The organism is Pseudomonas sp. WS 5410, from assembly GCF_012985645.1.
In the GTDB taxonomy this organism is placed as follows: domain Bacteria; phylum Pseudomonadota; class Gammaproteobacteria; order Pseudomonadales; family Pseudomonadaceae; genus Aquipseudomonas; species Aquipseudomonas shahriarae.
On sequence record NZ_JAAQWS010000058.1, the window covers coordinates 1 to 613 of the forward strand.

Genomic DNA, 613 nt, shown 5'->3' on the forward strand with positions numbered 1-613 from the left:
CTGTACTCGGTGACATTGCCGGCTGGATCAGTCTGGCGCGTGATCGCGCCCTGATCATTACGCTGGTACTTCCAGACCGCCTCACCCCGGCGCATGACCCGTACGAAGCCATCCTCATACTCGTAGGTCGTGGGCTCGTCATCCCCGGGAAACAGCGCCACCAAGCGCCCAGCCTCGTCGTACTGATAGGCCGTGATCGCGCCGAGGGGATCCTGTTCAACCGTCAGCCGCCCCTGTGCGTCGTAGGACCTGAAATGCTCGCCGCCATCCGGATCAACCCGCTGCACCAGGCGTGCCCGCGGGTCATGCACGTAAACTTCCTGACTGCCATCGGCGTTAAGCAGGGTGACGCGGCCGTCGTCCCAGCTATAGCGCGTATCCATCTGCGCAAAACTGGCCCAATGCCGCACACAGCGCGCCGCCTTGCCAGACCGTTCCCACTCCCAGAAAAAACTCGCCCCACCGGCCAACTGCCGCTCAGTGATCACCGCAAGGCTGTCGTACTGATAGCGCTCGCTTTCGCCGACGGCATTGATCGCCTCAAGCAGTCGCCACTGTTCGTCATAGCGGTAGGAAACAACGTTCTGCTCAGTAACCCAGGCGTCATCCGAGT

The 613-nt window shown here is 62.0% G+C and carries 1 pseudogene; it reads right to left on the reverse strand.

Features of this window, described 5'->3' with window-relative positions:
- Window positions 1-613, reverse strand: a pseudogene (locus HBO24_RS29325) (type IV secretion protein Rhs); the annotation flags it as partial.